Origin of the sequence: Pseudomonas sp. CF161 (assembly GCF_000416215.1) — a bacterium.
In the GTDB taxonomy this organism is placed as follows: domain Bacteria; phylum Pseudomonadota; class Gammaproteobacteria; order Pseudomonadales; family Pseudomonadaceae; genus Aquipseudomonas.
The window spans coordinates 156943-177293 of record NZ_ATLP01000083.1; the positions used below are offsets into that span (position 1 = coordinate 156943).

The window sequence follows — 20351 nt, forward strand, 5'->3', positions numbered from 1 at the left end:
CGACCCAGTTGGCCGCCACGTCCCAGGGCGTGGCCATGAGTTGCGAGCAAGCCTCCGGCAGCGCCCAACACACCCAGCGCATTGCCGCCGACAGCAGTCGCGACAGCCAGCGCACCACCGCGAGCATCCAGCAGCTCAATCAACGGCTCAATGAAACCGCCGCGGCCCTGGGTCGGGTCAGCGAGCAAGGGCAACAGATCCAGCTGGTGGTGGACACCATTCGCGGCGTCGCCGAACAGACCAACCTGCTGGCCCTGAATGCCGCCATCGAAGCCGCCCGGGCCGGGGAACAGGGCCGTGGGTTTGCGGTGGTCGCCGATGAAGTCCGCAGCCTGTCGCAACGCACCCAGTCGTCGACCGCGCAGATTGCCGGCACCGTCGACAGCCTGCGCAGCACCGTCAATGAAGCGGTGAGCCTGATGCAAGCCGCCTGCGGCCAGGCCCAGAGCGATGCGCACGCGGTCACCGGCCTGGGCGAACGCCTGGAGGAAATTGCCCAGGCCGTGCAAAGCGTCACCGACACCCTGGCGCACATCGCCACCGCCGTGGAGGAGCAGGCCTGCACCGCCGATGAAGTCAGCGGCAATATCCAGCAGGTGGATCAGGCCGCCGTACGCTTGCTGGAAGGCGCCCGCGCCGTCAACCTCGCCGCCGACACCCTGAGCCAGGGCAGCCGCGCGTTGAGTGCCAATACCGGGCGGTTTCAGCTGGCATAAGCCCGTAGCTGCTGTAGCCGCTGCCGAGCCTGCAAGGCTGCGCTGGCCCGGGGAAGAGCGCCGTGGGGTGTCAGGTCAATCACGGCGGCTCTGAGGGCCAGCGCAGCCTGGCGGCAGCGCCTAGGTGATCCGCGCCTCGGGGAAATCCGCTTCCAGCTCGGTTTTCAACCACTGGGTGAACCACGCCACGTCCGCCGACCATTGCCCATTGGGCGTCAGCACGCGGTAGCTCTCCAGTTGCACTTGGTCTTCCAGCGCACGTACCAGGGTCCCGGCCTTGAGCTCTTCGCGCACCAGCACTTCATTGGCCAGGGCGATGCCCTGCCCGCTTTCCGCCACGGACAAGGCATGGTCGTTATTGACGTAGAGCACGTCGGAGCCGATGTGGATGTCCAGGCCATTGGCGGCGAACCACATGTTCCACCACTCACCGTCATCGAAGTGAATCAGGTTGTGCTTGAGCAAATCGGTGGGGCTGCTGATCGGCTCGATGCTGGCCAGGTAACCCGGGGTGCAGATCGGAAACACCCGGGGGCGAATCAGGCTCGCCCGGGATTGGGGGTACTGGCCGTCCAGGCCGTAGGCGATCCCCAGATCACAGTGCTTGGCATCGACCTCGGCAAAGGTCGAATTAGGCTCGATGGCGAACTTCAATCCCGGCCGCACATGGCGCAACGCTTCCAGCCTCGGTGTCAGCCAGCGCTTGGCGAACCCCGGTACCACCATGATCCGCAGCCAGCGCTCGCGATCCCCTGGCTGTAGCTCCTGGCCGGCTTCGATGATCAGTTGCAGCGCCTGGGCAACCTTGCGGTGATAAGTCGCCCCAGCGGTGGTCAGGATCACCCCGCGTGAGGTGCGTTCAAACAGCTGCACCCCCAGCCATTCCTCCAGCAGTTTCACATGGCGGCCGATGGCAGGCTGGGTCACGTGCAGGGCTTTGGACGCCTCGACATAGCTGCCCAGCCGCGCCGCCGCATCAAAGGCACGCACCGCATTCATCGGTGGCAAACGCTGTTCAACCATGGCCGGGCACGCCTTCTGCTATTAAATTATTTAACAGCTGCTATGTTAAAATTGAAGTTTCGCCCCCGCAACCCCTCACTGATAATCGGCGCAACAGCAGAATAAGAAAAACACCTCAAGGGCCCGAAAAAGCGGCTCGCAACAGACCTGAAACACATCTCGATCCTGCCCAGAAAAATAATATCCATGGCCTGACGCCACCGCCCTTTTCCGGGCGCTCGCAGGCGATGGGGGAATCGGAGGTTACGCATGAATGCTGTGCATTCGCTGCAAACGCTGGCGGTGTCTATCCGCTCGGTGCGCAAAGTCTACGGTGATCCGCACAACGGCCCGGTGGCCTTGAAAAACATCGACCTGGACATCCGCGACAACGAGTTCTTCACCCTCCTCGGCCCTTCCGGCTGCGGTAAAACCACCCTCTTGCGGATGATTGCCGGGTTCGAATTTCCGACCCGGGGCGAGATCCTGCTCTATGGCGAAAACATCGCCGACCGCCCGCCGTTCAAGCGCCCGGTCAACACCGTGTTCCAGCACTACGCCCTGTTCCCGCACATGAGCATCGCCGAGAACCTGGCCTTCGGCCTTGAATCGCAGCCCATGGGCAAGGTCTTGAGCAAGGCGCAAATCGGGGAGCGGGTTCGCGAAATGCTGGCCCTGGTGCAGATGGAACGCTTCGCCGGGCGCCGTCCCAACCAGCTCTCCGGCGGCCAGCAACAACGAGTGGCCCTAGCCCGGGCGCTGGCGCCGCATCCCAAGGTCCTGCTGCTGGACGAACCCTTGTCGGCACTCGACCTCAAGCTGCGCCAGGCCATGCGCGAAGAGCTCAAGGCGATCCAGGCCAAGACCGGCATCACCTTTATCTTCGTCACCCATGACCAGGAAGAAGCCCTGACCATGTCCGACCGCATTGCCGTGCTGGCGGAAGGCGAAGTGCAGCAAGTGGGCCGTCCGCAAGATATCTACGAACAACCGCGCAACCGTTTTGTCGCCGACTTTATCGGCGAAACCAACTTTATCCAGGGCACCGTGACCCGCGTCGAAGCCGGCCTGGCCTGGTTCGCCGGCCCGGCCGGGCACCCGCTGCCGGCCCAGTCCTGCAGCGAGCTCCAGGTCGGCGCCACGGTGGCGCTGTCGGTACGCCCGGAACGCCTGCACCTGGTGCCGGCCGGCAGCCAGGGCGCACTGCCGTGCCGCATCGAGGCGCAGATCTACCTCGGCACCGACCTGCAATACCAGGTCAGCCTCGGCGACGGGTCGCGCCTCACCGTGCGCACCCCCAACAGCGTCGACCACAGCCAGCGGTTTGCCGTCGGCAGTGACGCCGGCCTGCACTTCGACCGCGGCAGCGCCAGCGTCCTGCTGGATTGAGCACGAGGGTTCGCCATGCACGCTTCACCGATCACTCACAACCTGGAACGTCGCCGGGCCCTGCACAGCTTTCTCGGGGTCAGCCCGGCGCTGCTCGCCATCGGCCTGTTTCTGCTGGTGCCGATCCTGATCGTCATCGGTTACTCGCTGATGGAGGCCAACCCCTACGGTGGGGTCAACAAGGTCCTGAGCAGCGACGCCTACACCTCGCTGCTGTTCGAGCGGCAACTGGACGACAGCCTGGCCTTCACCGATTCCTACCTGGTCATCGCCCTGCGCTCGATCGGCATTGCCGGGCTGACCACCCTGATCACCCTGCTGATCGGCTTTCCGGTGGCCGTATGGCTGGCCATGCAACCGGTGCACCGCCGCGGGCTGCTGATCTTCCTGATCACGGTGCCGTTCTGGGCCAACCTGCTGATCCGCACCTACGCCTGGATCCTGCTGCTGCGCAACACCGGGGTCATCAACAACAGCCTGCTCGGCCTGGGCCTGATCGACCAGCCGCTGCAACTGCTCTACACCGACGGCGCGGTGCTGCTGGGGCTGGTCTACACCTACGCGCCATTCGTGGTGCTGCCGATCTACGCCACCCTGGAAAAAATGGACACGCGTCTGCTGGAGGCGGCCCAGGACCTGTACGCCGGGCGCCTGCGCACCTTGCGCAAGGTGGTGCTGCCGATTGCCCGGCCGGGAATTATCGCCGGCGCGATCCTGACCTTCGTGCCCTGCCTGGGGGCGATGATTGCCCCGGAGCTGTTGGGCGGCGGGACGCGGATGATGCTTGGCAACCTGATCTTCCGTCAGTTCAGCGACGCCCGTAACTGGCCGTTCGGTGCCGCGCTGTCGCTGGTGCTGATGGCGGCGGTGATGCTGGTCCTGACCCTGTATGCCCTGCGCGCCCAGCGCCAGCGCGTTGCCCGGGAGGGTGCATGATGCTGCGTCTATTCAAGCGAAACGGCCTGGGCGTGCAGGACTTCCCCGGCTTTGGTGGCGCAAGCTTCCTGTTCTACCTGTACCTCTACGCGCCGATCGTGGTGCTAGTGGTGTTCTCCTTCAACGCCAACCAGTCGGCCACGGTGTGGAGCGGTTTCAGCCTCGACTGGTACCGCGCCGCCTTTGCCAACCAGGCCTTGCGCCAGGCAGCGGGCAACAGCCTGTTGATCGCGGTCTGCGCCAGCAGCATCGCCACCGCGATTGCCACCCTGGCGGCGCTGGGCACCTCGCGCGGCGCCAAGTTCAAGGGCCTGCAACTGTCCATGGGCGCCATCATGCTGCCGTTGGTGCTGCCGGAAATCGTGGTCGGCGTGGCCACCCTGGCGCTGTTTTCCACCATCGGCCTGTCCCTGGGCTACGGCAACCTGATCATCGCCCATACGGTGTTCTGCATCCCGTTCGCCTACCTGCCGATCCGCGCCCGGCTCAACGACATGGACCTGTCCCTGGAACAGGCCGCCGCCGACCTCTATGCCGGCCCCTGGCGCACCTTTCGCAAGGTCACCCTGCCCCTGCTGATGCCGGGGATTTTCTCCGGGCTGATGCTGGCCTTCATCGTCTCGCTGGATAACTTCGTGATCTCGATGATGGTCTCCCAGGCCGGCACCACCACCCTGCCGATCTTTATCTTCGGCCTGTTGCGCATGGGCGTGACCCCCGACGTCAACGCCGTTTCGACCCTGATCCTCGGCGTCTCGGTGCTGTTCGTCAGCCTCTCTTATTTGCTGGGCAAAAAGAAAACCTGAACCTTCCAAGCACTGTGGGGAAATAGCATGAGCAAGTTGATTGCAGGCCTCGGCGCCTCGTTGTTACTGACACTGCCACTGACCATGGTCGGCAGCGTTCAGGCGGCGGAGAAACTCAACGTGGTGAGCTGGAGCGGCTACTTTTCGCCGCAGATCCTCGCCAAGTTCCAGAAACAGAGCGGCATTGAAGTCACGGTGGATTCCTATGACTCCAACGAGACCCTGCTGGCCAAGCTCAAGCAGGGCGGCACCGGCTACGACGTGGCGATTCCCTCGCACCAGTTCGTGCCGATCCTGATCAAGGAACAATTGCTGGAGCGCTTCGACCCGATCAAGCAGCCCTACTACGCCAGCGTGGTCGACAACCTGCAACGGCCGACCTGGGACCCGGACGGCGCCTACTCGATGCCGTTTATCTGGGGCACCACCAGCGTGGTACTCGACAGCCAGCGCTACGCGGGCCCGGCCGACAGCTACAAGGTGCTGTATGAGCCGCCGGCCGAGTTGCAGGGGCGGATCAACATGTTCGATTCGGTCAGCGATGTAATCGACATGGCCAGCCTGTACCTGAACATTCCGCTGTGCAGCGAAGACCCCAAGCAGTTGCAACAGGTGCTGGCCCTGCTCAAGGCGCAGAAGCCCTTCGTCAAGACTTACAGCTCCAAGGCCGGCTCCATCCGCGAGAACCTGGCCGCCGGCGAAATCGACATGTCGATGTTCTGGGGCGGCTCGTCGATGCGCGCCCGGGAGATGAAACCGAGCCTGAAGTACCTGTACCCGAAAGAAGGCGTGCTGGCCTGGGTCGACAACATGGTCATCCCCAAGGGCAGCAAGAACCCGGCGAACGCCAGGGCCTTTATCGCCTTCCTCAGCCAGCCTGAAAACGCGGCCATGACCCAGAACTTCCTCAAGCACCAGAGCCCGATCAAAGGCGTCGAACCCTTCCTCGACGCGGGCCTGAAGGACGCCCCCGAGCTGCACATTCCCGAGGGCACCAAGGTGGTGTTCAGCCAGACCTGCGGCGAAGGCGCCATCCGTCTGGCCGACCGCCTGTGGACCAACCTGATGCGTTGACCCCCGGCCGCCCCGCTGCGGCGGGGCGCTTTCTTCAAGCCGTCTACAAGGCAGCATCACCATGACTTCACACCCCATCAGCGAACTGGTCCTGCTGCAGGCCCACGAACTCGCCGAACGCATTCGCCTGCGTCAGGTTTCCTGCCGCGAAGTGATGCAGACCTACCTGGCCCATATCGAGCGCTTCAACCCGTCGGTGAATGCCCTGATCAGCCTGCAACCGGCCCAGGCGCTGCTGGCCCAGGCCGACCTGCGCGACGCAGCGCTGGCGCGCGGCGAATACCACGGCTGGATGCACGGCCTGCCCCACGCGATCAAGGACCTGTCGCTGACCCACGGCATCCGCACCACCCTGGGCTCACCGCTGTATGAAGATTTTGTGCCGCAGCGCGACGGCATCATGGTCGAGCGGATCAAGGCCGCCGGGGCGATCATCATCGGCAAGAGCAACACCCCGGAATTCGGCCTCGGCTCACAAAGCTACAACCCGCTGTTCGGCGCCACCGGTTGCGCCTATGACCCGAGCAAGACGGCCGGCGGCAGCAGCGGTGGTGCCGCCGCCGCACTGGCCATGCACCTGGTGCCGGTGGCCGACGGCAGCGACATGATGGGCTCGCTGCGCAACCCGGCGGCGTTCAACAATATTTTCGGCTTTCGCCCGTCCCAGGGCCGGGTGCCGTTCGATGACAGCAGCGACCTGTTTTTCGACCAGCTCGGCTATGAAGGGCCCATGGCCCGCAGCGTGCGTGACGCCGCCCTGCTGTTGTCGGTACAGGCCGGCTTTGATGCCCGAGCGCCGCTGTCCATCGCCGAATCCGGAGCCGCCTTTGTCGAGCCCCTGGAGCGCGACCTGCGGGGCACGCGCCTGGGCTGGCTCGGCGACTTCAACGGCTACCTGCCGATGGAGCCAGGCATCCTCGAACTGTGCCAAGCCACTTTCGCCGACTTCGAGGCCGTGGGCTGCAGCGTCGAGGTGGCCCAGGTCGACTTCGCCCCGGAGCAGCTGTGGGACAGCTGGCGCACCCTGCGCCACTGGCTGGTGGCCGGCTCCCTGGGCGCGGCCTACGCCGACCCGCAAAAACGCGCCCGGCTCAAACCCGAAGCCTGCTGGGAAGTGGAGAACGGCCTCAGCCTCAGCGCCAGCCAGGTGTACGCCGCCTCGGTCAGCCGCAGCCACTGGTACCGCGCCATCAGCAAACTGTTCGAGCGCTTCGACTTTCTGCTGCTGCCCAGCGCCCAGGTGTTCCCGTTCGACAAAACCATCCCCTGGCCACGCAGCATCCAGGGCGTGGCCATGGACACCTATCATCGCTGGATGGAAGTGGTCATCCCCGGCACCCTGAGCGGCTGCCCGGTGGCCAATGTGCAGGCCGGCTTCAATGCCGACGGGCTGCCCATGGGCCTGCAAATCATCGGCCGGCACCAGGCCGACTTCGCCGTGCTGCAACTGGCACACGCCTACGAACAGGCCAGCCGCTGGTTCCAGCGCTGCCCTTCGCCACTGCTGAGTCGGGGGTAATTGGATAAACGGTTGATAGCGTAGATAAATTTCTTACAAAAAGGCTTGACGCAATGTCGTTCTCCGCGAATAATGCGCGCCACTTGGCTACATAGCTCAGTTGGTTAGAGCATAGCATTCATAATGCTGGGGTCCGGGGTTCAAGTCCCTGTGTAGCCACCAAGTACTAAAAACGGCTTACCGCAAGGTAGGCCGTTTTTTTATGCCTGGAGAAAAGCCCCTGGCTGCGGAAGACGGCCCTGCTGTTTCCGGCCACGTCTACCTGCGTCGCGCCCGCCCACGCAGGCGCTGGTTTCAACTGAGGGTCTGCCCCTCTTGCCTGGGCATGAAAAAGCGCGCGAAGAGTTCGGACTGCGACTTGATATTGAACTTGGCGTAAATATTACGCCGATGAACCTTGATGGTTTCCGTAGACAGGGAAAGCTTGCCGGCTATCTCCTTGCTGGAGAAGCCGCTCAGCAACAACTTGAGTACATCCTTTTCCCGCGCCGTTATTTGTGCCCCCAACTGAGCGATGGTGTCCGACCACAGAGGGGGCTCGGTGATGTTTTTTTCCAGGCTATTTTCAAACGACATGCGCTGATACATCAAAGCAATGACCCAGGGCTTGATGATTTCAAGTGTTGCAATTTGCTCCTGGGTGAATCGAACAGTACTGCCAAATGAAACACACAATGTTCGATCCGCATCGAGTTGAACATTGTACTGCGCCTCATCGACCGAAATGTATTGCGCAAAGTACTGATGATAATACTCAGTCTCCAGAAAGTGCTCCGGCGCAATATCGAGCATATGAAAGAAGCCGCTCTGCGGATCTTCTCGATTGGCGATATAAAAAGGGTCCAGCAAATAAAGTCCCTTTACATAACGATGGGTAAAGGCGTCCACCTCTTCGGCATCGGCCACTTCAGGCAGGCTAATGACTTGAACCTGCTGATCGCTGAAAATCAATACCACCCAATTATCTATCTTCACGTATTCATTCAATACGCGAATAAGCGAGCTCCAGAACTCCGGACGGTCCAGCTGCATGATCAACTTTCCAATCGACCGGTGCCACACCAGGTCATGAAGGTCGAGTGACATTGTCTACCCCTTTAGGGTTAGGAATTCATGGGTCAGAGGTAAGTATTTGTAGGTATTTACTATTCGAGGATGCCGAGTATATTCAGCCCCTAGCTTACGATGGCCATGAGGGCCTATCGAGTTGACAGGGATAGTCATATGAGTAAGTCGCATTTGCGAGCTATTTTTTTAGCCTCGCTTCTCAGTGCCGGAATAAGCACATCCGTCAGTGCTGTAGAACCCGCCGTACATTTGTATAACTGGTTCGGGTTGCTGGCGCCGGAGACCCCCAAGGAGTTCGAGCGGGAGACCGGCAGCAGAATCAAGATGGACGCCTTTGACAGCGCCGAGATGATGCAGAGCAAGGTGATGGCGGGGCGCACTGGGTATGACGTGGTCGTGGCCACTTCCAATGTCTTGCCAGGCCTGATCGAGGCCGGCGTGCTGCAGCCACTGGATCGCAGCCAACTGAGCAATTTTTCCCATATTGACCCTGATATCCTCGCCCTGCTCGCGGCCAATGACCCCGGCAACCGCTACGCTGTTCCCTACTTATGGGGCACCACCGGGATTGGCTATGACGAAGATAAGGTCAAGGCCGCACTGGGCGACAATGCCCCAGTGAATAGCTGGGACTTGATCTTCAAAGAAGAAAACATCAGCAAACTCAAGTCCTGTGGCGTGGCCATGCTCGACTCTCCCAGCGAGATCATTTCGATTGCCTTGAATTACCTTGGGCTGCCAAGCAACAGCAAAAACCCTGAGGATTACCAGAAAGCCCAGGCCCTGCTATTAAAAATCCGCCCTTACATCGTCTATTTCGACTCTTCCAGAATCGATGCCGACTTGGCGGATGGCAATATCTGCGCAGTAGTGGGCTGGGCCAATGGAGCTCTTGCGGCACAGGCCATCAATGAGAAGTCCAACACCGGGCGCAAGATTGCCTACAGCCTTCCGCGCGAAGGCGCACTGGTCTGGTCGGAAAACCTGGTGCTGCTCAAAGACGCCCCGAACCCTAAACAAGGCATGGCGTTTATTAATTACATGTTGCGCCCCAATGTGATTGCCAAGACTTCAAATCACACGCTGTACCCCAACGCCAATAAAGACGCCTCTGAGTTTGTTGAGCAGAAGTTGCGAGACAACCCCTGGATCTATCCGGACAAGAACACCATCGCCACACTTATTCCACTTGAGCCGCTGCCATTGAAGTTGGAGCGAATTCGTACTCGCGTATGGACCAAGGTCAAGAGTGGCACTTGATATTGCCTGGTTATGATTGATTGCTCCCCTGTTCCTTCACACGGCATGAGGGAACAGAGGCTTTTATAAAGAACCAAAAGATTGAGCGGTGCCGATAGCCCTTGGCAGGCCGAGTCCAACACTCGGCCCAACTAAGTGATTATCCACCGTGGTTGCGCGCTGGCCGGCGTTTATGAGCGGCACACGCAATCAGGCAGGGAGCAGCCGAATGACAACGGCGTTGTCACCGAGGTCCTAGGGAAGGAGAAAGTCATGTGCCGAGGCGATTGCCAGCGCAACGTGGAGTCGGACGATTACAAAGCGTACAAGGAGATCGAAGAGCAAATCGGTCACTGCACGCCCGAACAGGCCTGGGCCATGTATTACGTCTCCGCCGGGCTGGTGCGTGAGCACATCGCGCTGGCGGTGATGGAACACATCACCCGGGGCAACAAGGCGCTGCTGCTTGAATTCCCTGAACTGGCCCAGGCTGAAAAAGAGCGAACACGCGTCGAGCTCACCCGAATCAAAAACGTCTTCAGCGCCAAAGAGTCACCCATGGCTGACGAGAAACGCTTTCTGCAAACGGTCCAATCGCTGCACCGGCGCCGTTATCAGGGCTGAGTCAGCGCACGTCGATCACCACTTGGCAGCCTCCCGGCAACCAGTCGGGCAGGCAATACCCGTCGTCGACGGGTGCCCGGATCAATTCTGCGGGAGTCGGAGCGGGTCCGCCCATTGTCGTGAACCCGCTGCATCGACGCTGGGTTATGGCTACATCGACCACTTCATAGTGAACATCAGGTTGCGCGGGTCACCGAACAGGTTGGCCCCGGCCGAGTTGCTGATGCTCTGGTAATAGCGCTTATCGAACACGTTGTTCATGTTCGCTTGCACTTTGAGGTTGTCGGTCAGGCGGTAGCTGGTCATCAGGTCAGTGATGCTGTAGCCGCCCTGCTTGACGTTGAAGCTGGTGTAGGTCCGGCTTTGCGATCTGAAGGCGCCCCCAACGGTCCACCTGTCCAATGCGCCAGACAGTTGGTAACTGGTGGCCAACTTGAACAGGTTGTAGGGGCTGTCACTGTCGTAGCGATCACCTTTCTGCGCCTGATCGACGCCCTTCACATACTCGGCCGCCGCGTAGGTGTAGCCGGCGGAGGCCTGCCAGCCCGGCGCCACCGCGCCAGACAGCTCGAACTCGATACCCCGGGTGCGGACTTCGCCACTGGCCTCATAACAGGCGTCCTGGCCCTGCAGGCACTGGCTGAAGGCGAGGGATTTGGCCAGGTTTTCCTGATTGAGCTGGAAGATCGCCGCGCTGGCATTGAGTGCACCGTCGAAGTACTCGGCCTTCAGGCCCGTTTCAATGTTGGTCCCGGTGACCGGCTCGAGAATCCCGCCCGATGAGTCTTCATACTCTTGTGGCTGGAAGATCCGGGTCCAGCTGGCGTACACCGAATAGGTGTCATTGAGGTCATAAATCACCCCGGCATAGGGCGTCAGCTCACGGGTCGCCTTGTAGGGTTCGCCAAAGGCATAGGTGCCGGACACGGTTTTTATATCGTGCTCGTACCAGTCCAGCCGCGAGCCGAGAATCAGCTTCAGGTCATCGCGCAGATTGAAGCGCAGCGCCGCATAGGTGCTGGCCTGATCCACCAGCCCCTTGCGCGACCAGTTGTAGACGATCTGCGGCTTGGGAACCGCCTTGTAGTCAAAATTCAGCGGGTCGACGAGGTAGTTGAAGTTCTCGTCCGGGCCGCCGCCAGGCCCGTCATTGGTGTCTTCGCGGCGATAGCTGGCACCCACCACCAGCTCATGGGTCGCGCCGAACAGGCTGAAGGGCCCGCGGGCATATCCATCGATGCTTTTCTGGCTGTGCTCATAGCTGTAGCGACCGGCGTTGAGATGCAGGGTGTCGGTGGCGTCACGGTAGAAACTGCCCCCGAGCATTTCCAGGTTGCTCTTGAGCCACGTGGTGTTGACCCGCAGCTTCCAGTCGTTATCGAAGCGATGCTCGATTTCGGCGAACAGGCTCTGGTTCTTTTTATCCCAGTAGGTCCAGGTCGGCGTCAGCCGGGAGGAACGGCTCAGAGGCAGGAAACCGCCGTCGACCTGGGTCGGCAAACCATTCCAGTCCGCACCGGGGTTGTCCTCACGGTTGTAGTAGCCGCCCAGGGTCAGGGTGGTGGCTTCGGACAGGTCGAACTCGCTGATGCCGTACAGCAACTGGCGCTTGCTGCTGTAGGAGTCCGTGAAGCTGTTTTTGTCCTGGAACGCCGCGACCACCCGACCGCGGACAGTCCCGGCCTGGTTGAGCTTGCTGCTGGCGTCGATCTCGGTCCGATAGTTGTCCCAGGAACCGGCCCCGGCGCTGATCGATACCTGCGGCTCGACAGTCGGGCGCTTGCGCACCAGGTTCAAGGTCCCGGAAGGGTTGCCCGAGCCCACCATCAGCCCCGAGGCGCCGCGTACCACTTCCACGCGGTCGAACATGGCCAGGGTCGAGGTGCCCAGGGTGTCGCTGTCGTAAGCGATGGGCAGGCCGTCGATCATGATGTTTTCGACGGCGCTGCCGCGAGAGTAGAACTCCGGGCGCTCGCCACCGGTTCGGCGCAGGGTCAGGCCGGGGGTGTTGGTGGAGATGTCCTCCAGGCTCTGCATATTCTGGTCGTCCATGCGCTGGCGAGTGACGACGGTCACTGACTGCGGCGTTTCCCGTGCCGAGGCCTGAAATTTGGTGGCGCTGCTCATGCTCCCCGTGGTGTAGGAACCGGTGTTCTCGGTCACCTCGCCCAAGGCCTGGCCGACCACGCTGGTGGCCCCCAGTTGCAGCGTATCGCCGCTGACTGCGGGCTCCAGGGTCAGGGTGCCATTGGCGGTAACCCGCAGTTGCAGGCTGCTGCCCCGCAGCGCCTGCTGCACCGCGGCTTCGGGGCTGAAATCACCACGCACCGCGGCACCGCTCTTGCCGCGCACCAGGGCCGGGTCGGCGACGATACTGCGAGCACTTTGCCGGGCGATCTGGCGCAGGGTCTGCTCCATCGGACCGGACGCTATGTCGTAGTGGGCAATGGCCTCGGCGGCAGTGGCCGCCTGGCTGGCCAGGGCCATGGCAGCGCCGGTGCACGCCAAGGCGATGGCCGTGGCCAGGGTGGCAGGACGCAAGAATGTCGGACACATGTTCAAGGGGTTCCTCGCTGAAATGAGTGGGCACTTGCTGATATGTCCAGCCAGTTGGAAAAAGCCCTCATCACATCGAGATTTTTTTACAGGGATCACGCAAGGTCGATCAGGGTCAGCGGACCGTATTGGCTGACCGTGATCGGCAGCACCTGCGCCAGCGATTGCAGAGCGCGGTCACTGTCGTCCAGGTTGAACACGCCGAAGACCCGCAGCCGCGACGCCGCCTCGGATATCCGCAGCAGGCCATAGCGATAGGGCCGCAGCGCCTCGATCACCGAACCCAGCGACTCATTTTCAACCTCGAGCCGGCCGGTGACCCAAGCATCGGTCTGGTGCTGATTACCCGGCAGGGCCAGCAGCCTGTCCTGGGAAAAACGCAACGCCCCACCCTCGTTCACCTGCGCCTGCTGGCCGGCGAGATTCATCACCCGGACGCTGTGTTGCTGCACGCCGACCAGAGTTTCCTGCTGCAGTTGGCGCACGCTGAAACAAGTACCCAGCGCCTGCACAGAGCCCTGGGCCGTCACGACCTGCAATGGCCGCAGCGGGTCGGCCGCCACCTGGATCCGCAACTCGCCCTGATGCAGGCGCAGACGGCGCGCCGTGGTGCTGAAGTCCAGATCCACCGTAGTCCGTGCGTTCAACAGCAACACGCTGCCATCGGGCAGGGTCAGTTGCTTGCGTTCGGCGGTGCCGCTGTAGATATCGCTCACCAGCCCCTGTAGCGGCATGCGTCGCTGGAGCGTGATCGAGGTGCCCAGGCCAAGGAGCAGCGCCAACGCCGAGCCATTGCGCAACAGGCGCCGGCGTTCCAGCGAGACGCCCGAAGAACGCAACGCCTGGGTCGCGGCGCGCGCACTGCCAGGCAGCGAGCGGTCAACCTGCACCACCGGCGTGAACGCCGGAGCCAGAGCGCCGTTGAGGGACTCCCAGGCCAGGCGATGGCCGGCATCGGCCGCCAGCCAGCCTTCGAACGCGGCTCGGTCACGGGCTTTGGCGCTGCCGGAATCCAGGAGCACCATCCAGTCGATGGCGGCTTTCAGGACCGGCGTCAGCTCGGCATGGGAGCGGCTCATGCCGGGCTCGATCCCATCTGGACCAGGTAGCACTGGGTCACCGCGCGTTTTATCCAGCGCTCGATGCTGGCCACCGATGCCCCCAGCTCAGAGGCGATCTGCTGATGGGTCATGCCTTCCAGACGGTTGAGCAAAAACGCATGGCGCACCCGGGCCGGTAAACCGTCGAGCATGGCGTCGATGGACTCGAGGGCCTCACGCAACAGCGCCAACTCCTCCTCGGACGGTGAGCAATCCCCGGGCAGGCTGGCCAAGGCCTGCAAGTAGCTGCGCTCCAGCTCGCCGCGCCGCCAGAACGTGCACAGCACCCGCTTGGCGATCACGCACAAAAATGCCCGGGGCTCTTCAATCTGTTCCAGCCTGGAGGATTTCCAGCTGCGCACAAACGTGTCGTGCGTCAAGTCTTGCGCATCGGCATGGCAATCCAGGCGCCGACGCAGCCAGCGTTCAAGCCACTGATGATTCTGCGCGTACAGAAGTTGGAAAGGATCTTGGGGAGGAGCGCGAAAGTCGGCCATGCGAATCATGCACTAATGGTAATTGTTCTCATTCTTGTTGTTTGGATGTCAATTTGCAAGGCGCGAGTATCAGCACCCCGCCGATCCCCCTCAGCCTGCGCTCAAGCCTTGCGCTGTCACCGCCCGCTGTTCAAGATCGCTGGCGTTCCTGGGCCGGCACTGCTGCCCGGCCGGTTCGACATCAATGGGCGCTCAAGGAGAGTGGGCAATGCTTCAAGTATGGGGACGCCGCAGCGCGTTCAATGTGCAAAAAGTCATGTGGCTGATCGGCGAACTGGGCCTGGCCCATGAACACATCCCCGCCGGCGGCAGCTTCGGGATCAAGGAAACACCGGAGTTCCTGGCCATGAACCCCCACGGCCGGGTGCCGCTGATCAAGGACGGCGAGACCGTGGTCTGGGAGTCCCACGCGATCCTCAGGTACCTGGCGGCCACTTACGGCGGCACGGCGCTGTGGAGCGACAACCCCGGGCAGCGCTCGGTGGTCGATCGCTGGATGGACTGGGCCCAGTGCAGCCTGCAAACCACCTTTATCAACGGGGTGTTCTGGGGCGGGTTTCGGACGCCGCAGGAGCAGCAGGACAGCGTGGCGCTCAAGGCCAGCATCCAGCGTTGCACCGAGCATTTTCAGTTGCTCGACCAGGTGTTGAGCAAACAAGCGTTCCTGGGCGGCAACCAATTCTCCCTGGCGGATATCCCGGCAGGCACCAACCTGTATCGCTACTTCGAGCTGGAGATCGAACGCCCTGTCATCCCCAACGTCGAGGCCTGGTACGCCCGCCTGCAGGAGCGCCCGGCCTACCGCGAGCACGTGATGATTCCTTTCGCCGAGATGCGCGGAAAGCTCGACTTCTAACCCCCATAACCGGCACGACTGGCCCCTGGTGCGCGCTGCGACCAGCGCGTAATAACCAGGGCCATAAGCAGCAACCCGGTGGCCACGGCGAAGCTGACCCGCAGGCCGTGACTCATGGCATCGGGCGCGGTCGTGCTCAGCTCGCTGGCAGATGACGCCAAGGCAAACACCGCGCCGATGACGGACGCCCCGCTGATCAGCCCGAGATTGCGCGACAGGCTGAGCAAGCCGGACATCGCGCCGCGCTGATCGGCCTGGACATCCTGCATCACCGCGGTGTTGTTGGCCGCCTGGAACAGTTGATAACCCGGGGTCAGGATCAGCAGCCCGGCCACATACCCGACGACGCCGAACAGCGGCGCCAGCACGCTCAGCGCAAGCGCTCCGGCGAGCATGCCGAACAACCCGAGCACCACACCCCGGGGCGCTCCGAGCTGGTCGACGACGCGCCCCGCTGGCACCCCGCTCAGCGCCGAAACCACCGGACCCATCGCCATCACCGCACCGACCACGGCCAGATCGAGCCCCAGCCCACGGCTGAGGTAAAACGGCCCGACCACCAGCGTCGCCATCATCACCGTCGACACCAGGCCATTCATGAGCAGGCTGGCGCCGAGCAATGGCTCGCGAAACAACGCCAGGCGAATCAACGGCGACGCCACCCGGCCCTGCCCCCAGACAAACAGCCCGCCGGCGATCGCCGCTGTCAGCAGCAGCGCGGCGTTGCGCCAATCGAAACGGCCATGCCCGAGGGTCATCGCCAGGGCATAAGCCGCGAGTGCCAGGGCCAGCAGCAAGGTGCCGCCGTAGTCAAAACCGACCGGCCCTGCCTCGGCGCGTGGGCGATCGGCGGGCAGGTAACGGTAGGCCAGGGCCAAGGCCAGCAGGCCCAGGGGCAGATTGAGCACAAAGATCGCCCGCCATCCCAGCCAGGCAATCAGCACGCCACCCAGGGCCGGGCCCAGCGCCGTGCCAATCGCCGACATGCTCCCCAGCAGGCCCATGACGCTGCCGGTTTGCGCCTTGGGCACGCTGTCACCGACAAAGGCCATGGCCAGCGCCATCATGATCGCCGCGCCCAGGCCCTGGATCGCGCGCGCGCCGAGCAACCACCCCAGGTTCGGCGCCAAAGCGCACCCCAGGGAAGCCAGCGTGAACAGGGCAATGCCCGCCAGCAGCAGGCGCCGGCGCCCCAGCAGGTCGCCCAGGCGCCCGACGCTGACGATCAAGGTGGTGATGGCCAGCAGATACGCCAGCACAACCCACTGCACCTGCTGGAAAGACGCCTCGAACGCCTGGGCCAGGGCCGGCAGGCCGACATTGGCAATGCTGGTGCCGAGGGATGCCAACAGCATCGACAGTGACAGGCTGGCGAGCACCCCGCGCCGTGCAGGCTCCGGTTGGGCAATGATCGGCTTCACGCTGTGCTCCTTTTTTGAGCGCCGCACAATGCAGCTGGCAACAGGGTATGGCCTGCACTGACAAGGCGGAAGACGCAGCATTTACACTTCAGGTGTGCACTAGACGCCATACCTCGATCCCGCCTGTGCTAACGTCGCCCCATGTCAAAACCCGACCTCAACCTGCTGTTTACCCTCGATGCCCTGCTCGCTGAAGGCAATGTCACGCGCGCGGCGCAACGCCTGCACCTGAGCCCGTCGGCCATGAGCCGGGCCCTGGCGCGCCTGCGTGAAACCACCGGCGATCCGCTGCTGGTCCGGGCCGGGCGCGGGCTGGTGGCCACACCCCGGGCCCTGGAATTGCGCGAGCAGGTCAGCCGTCTGCTGCAAGAAGCACAAGCCGTGTTGCGCCCGGTCGAACAGCTGGACCTCAAGCGTCTGGTGCGCAGCTTCACCCTGCGCACCAGTGACGGTTTTGTCGAAACCTTCGGCCCGCCCTTGATCGCCCGCATCAGCCAGGAAGCACCCGGGGTGCAACTGCGCTTTGTGCACAAGCCCGACAAGGACAGCACGCCCCTGCGCGACGGCACGGTCGACCTGGAGACCGGCGTGGTGGGGCAAGCCACCGCGCCCGAACTGCTGACCCAGGCCTTGTTCCGCGATCGTTTTATTGGCGTCGTGCGCCAAGGCCATCCCTTGACCCGGGGGGCGATCACCCCGGCGCTGTATGCGGCTGGGCGGCATATCGGTGTCTCGCGAGGCGGCCAGGACAAAGGCCCGCAACCGATCGAGCACGCCCTGCACACCCTTGGCTTGCAGCGCCAACAGGTGGCCATCGTCGGCGGCTTTGCCAGTGCCCTGGCGCTGACCCGTGGTGACGACCTGATCGCCACCGTGCCTGAACGGCATACCGCCACCCTGCGCACCGGCCTGCACAGTTTTGCCCTGCCGCTGGATGTGGCGCCGATCACCGTGTCCATGCTCTGGCACCCACGGCTGGACGCCGACCCGGCCCATCGCTGGCTGCGCACCTGCCTCCGGGAGATTTGCGCAGAAGCTGCCGCGTCCGACATCCCCGCCTGAACAGCCGGCCGCCCACTGCTGTACATTGCCGCCACGGACGACACATCATTTTTCCAGTGAACGGAGTTCAACGCGTGTTTTCGATCTTCCATCCGCGTCATCGCCGGCTTACCACCCTCTCGCTGATAGCCGCCGCCCTCACCCTCAGTGCCTGCAACAACCCGCCCCCCAGCACCGCCCTGCCCGCGGCCCCGGAAATCGCCTCGGGCTACCGCACCGACCTGCACACCCGGTATGCCGACCAGCACATGGCCGCCGCCGCCAACCCGTTGGCGGCACACGCCGGGCGCGAGATCTTGCGCCAGGGCGGCGCGGCCATCGACGCGGCAATTGCCATGCAAGCCGTGCTGACCCTGGTGGAGCCGCAGTCCTCGGGCATCGGCGGCGGCGCGATGATCGTGCTCTGGGATGGCAAGGCGGTGCGCACCTACGACGGCCGCGAAACCGCACCGGCCGGCGCCAGCGAAAACCTGTTCCTGCAAGCCGACGGTCGCCCGATGCCCTTTCCCAAGGCGCAGATTGGCGGACGTTCGGTGGGCACCCCGGGCGTATTGCGAGCCCTGGAACTGGCCCATCAACAACACGGCCGCCTGCCCTGGGCGCAATTGTTTGAGCCGGCCATCCGCCTTTCTGAACAGGGCTTCCCGATCTCCCCGCGCCTGCACGGCATGATCGTGGCCGACCCTTATCTGGCGCAGTCGCCGGACATGGCCGCGTACTTCCTCAACACCGACGGCAGCCCCAAAGCCGTGGGCACCCTGTTGCGCAATCCGAGGCTGGCGGCGGTGCTGAAGCGCATCGCTCATGAAGGTCCGAACGCCCTGTACCAGGGCCCGATCGCCGAGGAAATCGTGGCCAAGGTCCAGGGCCACGCCAACCCCGGCAGCCTGTCGCTCAAGGATCTGCAAGGCTACCGGGCCAAGGAGCGCGCGCCGCTGTGCAGCGACTACAAGCGCTGGCAGGTGTGCGGCATGCCGCCGCCGTCGTCCGGCGGCATCGCCGTGGCGCAGATCCTCGGCACCTTGCAGGCGCTGGAGGCACGTGACCCGCGCTACGCCCTGGCGCCGCTCAAACCGGTGAAAACCAGCCTGCCGGCCGGCCTCGAACCGGCGCCGCAAGCGGTGCATCTGATTGCCGAAGCCGAGCGCCTGGCCTACGCCGACCGTGGCCTGTACGTGGCTGACAGCGACTTCGTGCCGGTGCCGGTGACCGGCCTGATCGCCCCCGGTTATCTGGCCCAACGCGCGGCGCTGATCGGCGAACGCAGCATGGGCCAGGCCCAGCCAGGCAAGCCGCAGGGGGTTGAAGTGGCGTACGCCCCGGACCGTTCGCCGATGCGTATTTCCACCTCGCAAGTGGTGGCGGTGGATGACCTGGGCGGCGCGGTGTCGATGACCACCACCGTGGAAGCCGCTTTCGGTTCGCACCTGATGGTCCAGGGCTTCATGCTCAACAACCAGATGACCGACTTTTCCTTTATCCCCGAAGAAAACGGCCAACCGGTGGCCAACCGCGTGCAGCCGGGCAAACGTCCGCGCTCGTCCATGGCCCCGACCCTGGTCTTCGATCGCGCCAGCGGTGAACTGCTGGCCACCGTTGGCTCCCCCGGTGGCTCGCAGATTATCGAGTACGTGACCAAGTCGGTGATCGGCATGCTCGACTGGAACCTCGACCCGCAAGCCGCCATCAACCTGCCCAACTTCGGCAGCCGCAATGGCCCCACCGAACTGGAACAAGGCCAATTCACACCGGCCCTGAAACAGGCGTTGCAGGCCAAGGGGCACGCAGTGAACGAGATCGACATGACCAGCGGCACCCAGGCCATCGTCCGCGTGCGCGACGCCCAGGGCAAAGCTTCATGGGCCGGCGGAGCCGACCCACGGCGTGAAGGTGAAGCGTTGGGGGATTGAGCCGAAACTGAAAGGGGCCTACTGCGCGGTAGGCCCTTTCATCACCGAAGCATCACGCACGGCCAGATCGAACACCGCAAGCACCACGGCCATCGATACCCAGGCCGTCGCCCAGCACTTGATGAAAACCCAGACAAAGGTCAGCGCCGACAGGCCATAGGGCGAGCCCATGGCACCGGCGAACATCAGGGTCAGGTACAGTTTTGCGCAGTACAGCAAGGCGAACAGCGTGGCGCCCCAGGAGGCGCAAAACACCAGCGACCCCATTCGCCCCCGTGATTCATTCGACGTCTTGTGCCGCCGGACAATAAAAGCCGCCGCCAGGGCTCCAAGCCCGGTGTACACCGCCAGTTCGAACAGGCTGTTGATACCCACCATCAGAATGGCCAACGCTTCAAGCGCACCAAAGGTGCCCACCAGTTTCATATCCAGACGCATCGTGCGGGCTACTCCGTTGCCGTGCGGGAGCGCCGCGCCACCGCGCAAACGCCCCCCAAATGCCGCGACCTGTGGCTGTACAGATCACCGCACTCCATGAATGAGCGGCCAGGGTGAACCTGTGCTTGCGGGTTATCA

The 20351-nt window shown here is 63.2% G+C and carries 18 protein-coding genes and 1 tRNA gene; 12 read left to right on the forward strand and 7 right to left on the reverse strand.

Annotation, left to right across the window (positions count from 1 at the left end; genetic code table 11):
* Positions 1 to 35 precede the first annotated feature (35 nt).
* Positions 36 to 716, forward strand: coding sequence for a methyl-accepting chemotaxis protein (locus tag CF161_RS33670; protein ID WP_371106532.1), 681 nt, complete (start codon positions 36 to 38; stop codon positions 714 to 716).
* Between the two features lie 120 nt (positions 717 to 836).
* Here CF161_RS33670 and CF161_RS16055 read toward each other — a convergent pair whose 3' ends face one another.
* Positions 837 to 1739: a LysR substrate-binding domain-containing protein gene (locus CF161_RS16055; protein WP_020297659.1), complete on the reverse strand. Its 903-nt coding sequence runs from the start codon at positions 1737 to 1739 to the stop codon at positions 837 to 839.
* 249 nt (positions 1740 to 1988) lie between these two features.
* Between CF161_RS16055 and CF161_RS16060 the strand changes: the two genes are divergently transcribed.
* The 6 genes from CF161_RS16060 (at position 1989) to CF161_RS16085 (ending at position 7604) form a co-directional block, all read left to right on the forward strand.
* Positions 1989 to 3107, forward strand: a complete 1119-nt coding sequence (locus tag CF161_RS16060) for an ABC transporter ATP-binding protein (protein ID WP_020297660.1) — start codon at positions 1989 to 1991, stop codon at positions 3105 to 3107.
* Positions 3108 to 3122: 15 nt separating this feature from the next.
* On the forward strand, positions 3123 to 4043 hold the full coding sequence (locus CF161_RS16065) for an ABC transporter permease (protein ID WP_020297661.1): 921 nt from the start codon (positions 3123 to 3125) through the stop codon (positions 4041 to 4043).
* A complete protein-coding gene (locus CF161_RS16070) occupies positions 4040 to 4849 on the forward strand; it encodes an ABC transporter permease (RefSeq protein ID WP_043229596.1) in 810 nt (269 codons plus the stop codon). The genes CF161_RS16065 and CF161_RS16070 overlap by 4 nt, the downstream gene beginning before the upstream one ends.
* A 27-nt stretch (positions 4850 to 4876) precedes the next feature.
* A complete protein-coding gene (locus CF161_RS16075) occupies positions 4877 to 5923 on the forward strand; it encodes an extracellular solute-binding protein (RefSeq protein WP_020297663.1) in 1047 nt (348 codons plus the stop codon).
* 61 nt (positions 5924 to 5984) lie between these two features.
* Positions 5985 to 7442, forward strand: coding sequence for an amidase (locus CF161_RS16080; protein ID WP_020297664.1), 1458 nt, complete (start codon positions 5985 to 5987; stop codon positions 7440 to 7442).
* Between the two features lie 85 nt (positions 7443 to 7527).
* Positions 7528 to 7604: transfer RNA gene (locus tag CF161_RS16085), tRNA-Met, on the forward strand.
* 132 nt (positions 7605 to 7736) lie between these two features.
* On the opposite strand, the gene CF161_RS16090 is transcribed toward CF161_RS16085, so the two are convergent.
* Complete coding sequence (locus CF161_RS16090; RefSeq protein ID WP_020297665.1) at positions 7737 to 8528, reverse strand: response regulator transcription factor; 792 nt, start codon at positions 8526 to 8528, stop codon at positions 7737 to 7739.
* A 138-nt stretch (positions 8529 to 8666) separates the two neighbouring features.
* Here CF161_RS16090 and CF161_RS16095 point away from each other — a divergent pair, with 138 nt between their 5' ends.
* Both CF161_RS16095 and CF161_RS33415 read left to right on the forward strand, forming a co-directional pair.
* The gene (locus CF161_RS16095) at positions 8667 to 9770 is read left to right on the forward strand and encodes a polyamine ABC transporter substrate-binding protein (protein ID WP_043229598.1); all 1104 of its coding nucleotides are present in this window, start codon (positions 8667 to 8669) and stop codon (positions 9768 to 9770) included.
* Positions 9771 to 9905: 135 nt separating this feature from the next.
* Entirely contained in the window at positions 9906 to 10373 is a 468-nt protein-coding gene (locus tag CF161_RS33415; RefSeq protein ID WP_256206396.1) for a hypothetical protein, read from the forward strand.
* 150 nt (positions 10374 to 10523) lie between these two features.
* On the opposite strand, the gene CF161_RS16105 is transcribed toward CF161_RS33415, so the two are convergent.
* The 3 genes from CF161_RS16105 to CF161_RS16115 form a co-directional block, all read right to left on the reverse strand.
* On the reverse strand, positions 10524 to 12929 hold the full coding sequence (locus tag CF161_RS16105) for a TonB-dependent receptor (protein ID WP_020297668.1): 2406 nt from the start codon (positions 12927 to 12929) through the stop codon (positions 10524 to 10526).
* Between the two features lie 95 nt (positions 12930 to 13024).
* Entirely contained in the window at positions 13025 to 14008 is a 984-nt protein-coding gene (locus tag CF161_RS16110) for a FecR domain-containing protein (RefSeq protein WP_020297669.1), read from the reverse strand.
* Positions 14005 to 14535 carry a sigma-70 family RNA polymerase sigma factor gene (locus CF161_RS16115; RefSeq protein ID WP_020297670.1) on the reverse strand — a complete coding sequence of 177 codons (531 nt, stop codon included), beginning with the start codon at positions 14533 to 14535 and terminating at the stop codon, positions 14005 to 14007. Before CF161_RS16115 ends, CF161_RS16110 begins: the two co-directional genes overlap by 4 nt.
* 199 nt (positions 14536 to 14734) lie before the next feature.
* Here CF161_RS16115 and CF161_RS16120 point away from each other — a divergent pair, with 199 nt between their 5' ends.
* On the forward strand, positions 14735 to 15382 hold the full coding sequence (locus CF161_RS16120; RefSeq protein WP_020297671.1) for a glutathione S-transferase family protein: 648 nt from the start codon (positions 14735 to 14737) through the stop codon (positions 15380 to 15382).
* On the opposite strand, the gene CF161_RS16125 is transcribed toward CF161_RS16120, so the two are convergent.
* Positions 15379 to 16803, reverse strand: a complete 1425-nt coding sequence (locus CF161_RS16125) for an MFS transporter (protein WP_020297672.1) — start codon at positions 16801 to 16803, stop codon at positions 15379 to 15381. The two genes, CF161_RS16120 and CF161_RS16125, sit on opposite strands and share 4 nt — an antisense overlap.
* A 141-nt stretch (positions 16804 to 16944) precedes the next feature.
* Between CF161_RS16125 and CF161_RS16130 the strand changes: the two genes are divergently transcribed.
* Positions 16945 to 17865, forward strand: coding sequence for a LysR family transcriptional regulator (locus tag CF161_RS16130; RefSeq protein ID WP_020297673.1), 921 nt, complete (start codon positions 16945 to 16947; stop codon positions 17863 to 17865).
* 74 nt (positions 17866 to 17939) lie between these two features.
* Positions 17940 to 19775: a gamma-glutamyltransferase gene (ggt, locus tag CF161_RS16135; protein ID WP_020297674.1), complete on the forward strand. Its 1836-nt coding sequence runs from the start codon at positions 17940 to 17942 to the stop codon at positions 19773 to 19775.
* Between the two features lie 18 nt (positions 19776 to 19793).
* Here the strand turns inward: ggt and CF161_RS16140 are convergent, their stop codons facing one another.
* The gene (locus CF161_RS16140) at positions 19794 to 20213 is read right to left on the reverse strand and encodes a hypothetical protein (RefSeq protein ID WP_020297675.1); all 420 of its coding nucleotides are present in this window, start codon (positions 20211 to 20213) and stop codon (positions 19794 to 19796) included.
* Between the last annotated feature and the right edge of the window lie 138 nt (positions 20214 to 20351).